Annotated in this window: 7 protein-coding genes; 2 read left to right on the top strand and 5 right to left on the bottom strand. The window is 62.5% G+C overall.

Annotated features, from left to right (window positions below):
- On the bottom strand, nucleotides 1-146 hold a 146-nt coding region (locus OC610_RS18690), incomplete at its 3' end, for an MFS transporter (RefSeq protein WP_264429744.1).
- Nucleotides 147-249: 103 nt separating this feature from the next.
- On the opposite strand from OC610_RS18690, the gene ptrR reads away from it, so the two are divergent.
- Both ptrR and OC610_RS18680 read left to right on the top strand, forming a co-directional pair.
- Nucleotides 250-1,143, top strand: coding sequence for a putrescine utilization regulator PtrR (ptrR, locus tag OC610_RS18685; RefSeq protein WP_264429742.1), 894 nt, complete (start codon nucleotides 250-252; stop codon nucleotides 1,141-1,143).
- Nucleotides 1,144-1,281: 138 nt separating this feature from the next.
- Nucleotides 1,282-1,410, top strand: coding sequence for a PA1414 family protein (locus OC610_RS18680; protein WP_256222727.1), 129 nt, complete (start codon nucleotides 1,282-1,284; stop codon nucleotides 1,408-1,410).
- Between the two features lie 242 nt (nucleotides 1,411-1,652).
- Here OC610_RS18680 and OC610_RS18675 read toward each other — a convergent pair whose 3' ends face one another.
- The 4 genes from OC610_RS18675 to speB all read right to left on the bottom strand — a co-directional run bounded on the left by OC610_RS18675 (nucleotide 1,653) and on the right by speB (nucleotide 6,163).
- On the bottom strand, nucleotides 1,653-3,041 hold the full coding sequence (locus OC610_RS18675; protein ID WP_264429740.1) for a sodium:solute symporter: 1,389 nt from the start codon (nucleotides 3,039-3,041) through the stop codon (nucleotides 1,653-1,655).
- Between the two features lie 158 nt (nucleotides 3,042-3,199).
- Entirely contained in the window at nucleotides 3,200-4,744 is a 1,545-nt protein-coding gene (locus tag OC610_RS18670; protein ID WP_264429743.1) for a purine-cytosine permease family protein, read from the bottom strand.
- Nucleotides 4,745-4,795: 51 nt separating this feature from the next.
- Nucleotides 4,796-5,203, bottom strand: coding sequence for a YybH family protein (locus OC610_RS18665; protein ID WP_264429738.1), 408 nt, complete (start codon nucleotides 5,201-5,203; stop codon nucleotides 4,796-4,798).
- A 9-nt stretch (nucleotides 5,204-5,212) separates the two neighbouring features.
- Nucleotides 5,213-6,163: an agmatinase gene (gene speB, locus OC610_RS18660; RefSeq protein ID WP_245138665.1), complete on the bottom strand. Its 951-nt coding sequence runs from the start codon at nucleotides 6,161-6,163 to the stop codon at nucleotides 5,213-5,215.
- Between the last annotated feature and the right edge of the window lie 185 nt (nucleotides 6,164-6,348).

The raw sequence follows: 6,348 nt of genomic DNA, 5'->3' as shown, positions 1-6,348 counted from the left end.
GCAGCGGCGATCAGACCGGCGGCGGTCAAGTCCACCTGACCTTCGCCGATCAAATGAGGTAACTGCGGTGTGAGGGCGAAGCGGCCAATGCCCATGGCCATCATCAGGGCAATGAAGCTGGCGAGCAGGCGAATCAAGGGCGACATGGTCGATCTCCGGCGTCGTGGTGATTGACCGTCAGGCTAGGACCGATTGACTTTCATTAAAAATGAATAATAGTGAGTAACTTGTTCTTTTTTGGAGAAGGTCGTGGAGTTCAGCCAGTTACGCATTTTCCAAGCGGTGGCCGAAGAGGGGTCCATCACTCGGGCCGCCGAGCGTCTGCACCGGGTGCCGTCGAACCTGTCGACCCGGCTCAAGCAGCTCGAAGAACAGTTAGGCGTGGATCTTTTCCTAAGAGAGCGTCAGCGATTGCAGTTATCGCCTGCGGGAAAAGTCCTGTTGGACTATGCGACCAAGCTGTTTGCCTTGCATGACGAAGCCCACGCGGCGGTGCAGGGCGGCCAGCCGGCCGGGGATTTTGTCCTGGGCACGATGTACAGCACGGCGGCGACACATTTGCCGGACCTGCTGGCGGCTTATCACCGGGCTTATCCGGCGGTGAACCTGCAAGTGCAATCGGGGCCGAGTGGCGAGTTGCTTGAGGGCCTGCTCACCAATCGCCTCGATGCGGCACTGGTGGACGGTCCGCTGGAGCTGGCCGGATTGGATGGCGTGCCATTGTGCGACGAGCGGTTGGTGCTGATCACCGAGGCCGATCACCCGCCGGTGCGCAGCGCGCTGGACGTGCAGGGCCGTGCAGTGTTCACCTTCCGGCGCGGCTGCTCCTACCGGATGCGCCTGGAAGCCTGGTTCGCCCACGACCATGCAACCATGGGCCGGGCGATGGAGATCGAGTCGTATCAAGGGATGCTGGCGTGTGTCATCGCCGGGTCCGGGGTGGCGCTGATGTCCGAGTCGATGCTCGCCAGCCTGCCGGGCCGCGAGCGTGTGAGGGTGCATCCGCTGGCCGAGCCGTTTGCCAGCGCGACGACATGGTTGATGTGGCGCAAAGGCATGGTCGGCGCCAACCTGAACGCGTGGATAGAATTGCAGCAACAAGCCTGGCCGCGTGCGCCAATGATCCCGGCGCAATCGGCTTGAACTCACTACCTGGGATTTGGATCAATTCAGTAACAGATCATTGCAATCTGTAACGAGCATTGAACAGGACTTCGGACTATTATCAGTGCGAAGGGGCCACAGAAATCTGCCGCTCGCACCACCTGAGGGGGCACCACGATGAAAGAGAAAATCCAGAACTGGCTTCATGACCTGGGTGTCGCGCTTGGCCTGATCGAGCCGCCCATGCAGCCGATACCGATCCGCACTGACGATGAGCAACGCCGCCGCCAGCCGCGCCGTCGGTAAACCCACTTTAGAATTTGGAGAGATCGCAGTTCCGGACCCTTTCAATCGAGATGGCCCGGAACTGCGATCTTTTTATTGGCGGAGTGAGTCCCTGTGGCGAGGGAGCTCTCGCTGGGTGCTGTAGGAGCTGGCGAAGCCTGCGATCTTTTGATCGTTCGCTTGAGATTCAAGCGTCTGAGGAAAGATCGCAGCCTCGTTGCACTCGACAGCTCCTACCGGGCGGTGACGCTGTGCCATACCGATCAAACCGCCTTGGCCACCACGTTCGACCGTGGCGACAGCAGGCTGACCACCACGAAACTCACCAACGCCACGCTCAGGCTGTAATAGATCGGCGTGTTCGCGTCCAAACCATCCTTGAACATGAAGAACAGCGCCGTCACGAAGCCCAGCGACATGCTGCTGATCGCGCCCGCGGTGGTCGCGCGTTTCCAGTAGATGGCACCGATCAGCGGGATCAGCATGCCGCCCACCAGCAAGTTATACGCCAGCGTCAGGGCACTGATCACATCGCTGACCACCAGGGCGATTGCCAGGACCACGGCGCCCAACAGCAGGGTTGCGATGCGGTTTTCATGGACGTCGCCGTTGCCGCTTTCACGACCCTGGCGCAGCCGCGGCAGCAGGTCCTGGACGACGGTGGTAGAGGCCGCCAGCAGGCCCGCCGCTGCGGTGGACATCAGCGCCGCCAGGGCCGCGGCGATCACCAGGCCGCGTATCCCGTTGGGCAAGCTGTGTTGCACCACGCTGGCGAAGGCGTTGTTGACGTTTTCCAGGTCCGGCAGCAGCACCTTGGCGGCCATGCCGATCAGCGCACCGGCCAGGCCGTAGAGCACGCAATACAGGCCGGCGGCGGTGCCGGCGACTTTTGCCACGCCTTCGCTACGGGCGGTGAACACCCGCTGCCAGATGTCCTGGCCGATGAAGATGCCGAAAAAATAGATCAGGAAGTACGTGATGATGGTGTCCCAGCCAATGGCCGTGAAATCGAAATAGCGCGCCGGCAAGGCCGCCACCATCGCGTCCCAGCCACCCGCGTCACTGATGGACAGGGGCATCAGCAAGAACACCAGGCCGATGGTCATGATCAGGAATTGCACGATGTCGGTCAGGGTCAGCGACCACATCCCGCCGATGGTGGAATACGCCACCACCACGCCGCCGCCCACCAGGATCGAAACCCAGAAGGGCAGGCCGAACAGCACTTGCATGACCGTGCCGATGGCGATGGTCGACGTGGCGCCGATCATCAGCGCGTAGACCAGCATGATCAGTGCGCTGGCATGGCGCGCGGCCGGGTTGTAGCGGCGCTCCAGCACCTGGGTCACGGTGTAGATCCTGAGCTTGAGCAACGGCTTGGCGAGGAACAGGCTCAGCCCGACGATGCCCAGGCCGATGGCGCCGCACAGCCAGAATCCGGAAATGCCATGGACATAGCCCAGGCGCACGGTGCCGATGGTCGAGGCGCCGCCGAGCACGGTGGCAGCCATGGTGCCCAGGTAGAAGCCCGGGCCAAGGTTGCGCCCGGCGACGAGGTAGTCGTCACGGGTCTTGGCGCGGCGCATGCCGTACCAGCCGAGGGCGATCATGCCGGTGGCGTAGATGAGAACGACGATTAAATCCAAGGCCATGATGGCGTGTCTCCGATTTTATTTTTTATAGGAAGTCGAGATGGCGCCATGGACAGATGGAGTTGTGGCGAGGGGATTTAGCGAAACGTCGCACCGCCCCGCTGGGCTGCGAAGCAGCCCCAAAACAGCCAACTCAATCTATCAGGCACACCGAGGTGTCAGGGCTTGGGACCGCTGCGCGCTCCAGCGGGGATAAATCCCCTCGCCACAGGTTCAGCGCTCGGCGAGACAGCATCCTTGCTCCGCGGATCCCGCGGTCCATAAACCGCCGCCGGTTCCGGAAACAGCCCTAGCAACGCCAGGTACACCACCGACGCCAGCCCGAGGGTCACCGGCAGGCTGATGTCGATCCCTCCGGCCAGTTCTCCCAGCGGCCCGACGAATTGCCCCGGCAGGTTGACGAAGCACAGCCCCACCAGTGCGCTGGGGATCCATGCTCCCAATCCGCGCCAGTTCCAGCCATGGCTGAACCAGTAGCGCCCGCCGGTTTCGCCACGGGTGAACACTTGCAGGTCGTCCGGGCAGTAGAAGCCGCGGCGCACCAGCAGGCCGATGATCATGATCACCATCCACGGCGTGGTGCAGGTGATGATCAGCACGGCGAAGGTCGACACGCTCTGCACCAGGTTCGCCGCGAAGCGACCGATGAAGATGAAGGCGATCGACAGCACGCCGATCAGCAGTGTCGCCTTGACCCGCGACAGCAGCCGTGGGAACACGCTGGACATGTCCAGCCCGGTGCCATACAGCGACGTGGTGCCGGTGGACATGCCGCCGATCACCGCAATCAGGCACACCGGCAGGAAGAACCAGCCCGGCGAAACCGCGAGCAGCCCGCCCACGTAGTTGTTGGCCGCGATGTAGTCCGGCGCCTTGATTGCCACGATGGTGGCGGTGGCGAGGCCGAACAGGAACGGGATCAGCGTCGCCAATTGCGCGGCGATCACCGCCAGCATGATGCGCGGCTTGGGCGTGTTTCGCGGGATGTAGCGCGACCAGTCACCCAGGAAGGCGCCGAAGGAAATCGGGTTGCTCATCGCGACCAGCGCCGCGCCGATGAAGGCGGCGTAGAAGCCCGGCTGGCCGAGGGCGACCGTGCCGGCAAACTGGCTGTCGAAGCTCGGTGCAAAGGCGAAGATACCCAGCAGGAACAACAGGCTGGCGGCCCACACGGCGATGCGGTTGACCCACAGCATGAAGCGGAAGCCGTAGATGCACACCGTCAGCACCAACAGGGCGAACAGGCCGTAGGCCAGGCCCAGGCTCAGGTCGGTTTCCGGCACGCCGACCAGCCGCTTGGCGCCGCCGATCAGCGCGTCGCCCGAACTCCATACCGAGAGCGAGAAGAACGCGATGGCGGTCAGCAGCGACAGGAACGAGCCGACGATTCGCCCGTGCACGCCGAAATGCGCGCCGGAAGACACTGCGTTGTTGGTGCCGTTGAGCGGGCCGAACAGGCCCATCGGCGCGAGGATGATTGAACCCACCAATACTCCCAGCACAATCGCCCAGACCCCGGCCTGGAAGGAAAGGCCGAACAGCACCGGGAAACTGCCGAGCACGGCGGTGGCAAAGGTGTTGGCGCCGCCGAAGATCAGTCGAAACAGATCGCCCGGGCCGGCGGTTCGTTCATGGTCCGGGATCTGCTCGACCCCGTTGGTTTCAATCTGCGTAAGGCTTTTATCGTTATTGTTATGCATGATCTGCTCCGATCATCGAGGCGCGTTCATCGTGCGTGAACGTCGCCTGCTTGGCTAAGGGGGTGGCAGCCCTTCCGGCATTGCGGACAAATGTTCATGACAGGCCAGCCATAGGCCTTGTTGTTCTTGGCGAAACACAATGGTTTCGCGCTCCTGGCTAAAGTGAAGCTCCCCTTGCATGCGCAGCTCGGTGGCCACGTCATGGATGAAAATCGCCACGTCCCCTTGCAGGCTGACGAAGGCGTTGCTCGAGGTGCAGCTCAGCACCTCGAAGCCATCCTCGGACCGCCAGCGATCCCACAACGCCTGGTAGGCATCGCGGGACAGCAGGGGCTGTTCGAGTGTGTAGAACACGAAGCTCGCATCGGCCGTGAACGCGCCGAAATAGGCGTCGCGGTCGTTGCAGGCGAAGGCCGACACCAATTTTGCGGCGGCCTCGAGGACTTGATCACGATCGTTCATGGCCGGGCCTCAGCGATGGACCACGCCGGGCAGTACGCAGAGCATCTCGTACAGCAGGTTGGCGCCCAGCAGCGAGGTGTTGCCGGTGGTGTCGTATGGCGGCGAAACTTCTACCAGATCGCAACCGACCAGGTCGAGGCCCTGGCAGCCACGGACGATTTCGATTGCCTGGATAGTGGTCAATCCACCGATTTCCGGAGTGCCGGTGCCTGGCGCCCAGGCCGGGTCGATGCCGTCGATGTCGAAGCTCAGGTACACCGGGCCGCCGCCGACTTTCTCGCGCACTTCAGCCATCAACGGCGCCAGGGATTTGTGCCAGCACTCTTCGGCCTGGACCACGCGGAAACCCTGGTTGCGGCTCCAATTGAAATCATCAGCGGTATAGCCCTGGGCCCGCAGGCCGATCTGCACCACGCGGTCACAATCGAGCAAGCCTTCCTCCACGGCGCGGCGGAAGGTGGTGCCATGGGCGATTTTCTCGCCGAACATATGGTCGTTCACGTCGGCGTGGGCGTCGATGTGCACAAGGCCGACCTTGCCGTGTTTCTTATGGATGGCCCGCAGGATCGGCAGGGTGATGGTGTGGTCACCGCCCAGGGTCAGCGGGATGACGTTGTGTTCGAGGATCTTGTGGTACGACTCTTCGATGATCCGTACCGCGTCCAGCAGGTTGAAGGTGTTGATCGCCACGTCACCGATGTCTGCCACCGACAGGGAGTCGAACGGCGCGGCACCGGTGGCCATGTTGTAGGGGCGGATCATCACGGATTCGGCGCGAATTTCACGCGGCCCGAAACGGGTGCCGGCGCGCAGGGAGGTGCCGATGTCCAGCGGCACGCCGACAAAGGCAGCGTCCAGGCCGGCGGCGGTGGGTACGTGGGGAAGTCGCATCATGGTGGCGATGCCGCCGAAGCGCGGCATTTCGTTGCCGCCCAGTGGTTGGTGAAGAATCTTGTCCACGGGTAGGGCCTCATCGTTGTTTTATTTATCAGGGGCCGATTCTGCGAAAAGCCGTAGCCGTGAAGAATCGCTGGAGGCAAATACTTAGTTCAGATTTTTCTAAACTAATGGCGGGCGGGGCGATAGACTTCCAATCAGCGCATCCCCTGGGCAGATGATGCCCCTGTGGCGAGGGAGCTTGCTCC

The sequence above is a fragment of the Pseudomonas agronomica genome (assembly GCF_025917275.1).
Classification (GTDB): domain Bacteria; phylum Pseudomonadota; class Gammaproteobacteria; order Pseudomonadales; family Pseudomonadaceae; genus Aquipseudomonas; species Aquipseudomonas agronomica.
This window is presented reverse-complemented; position numbering and strand designations above follow the sequence as displayed.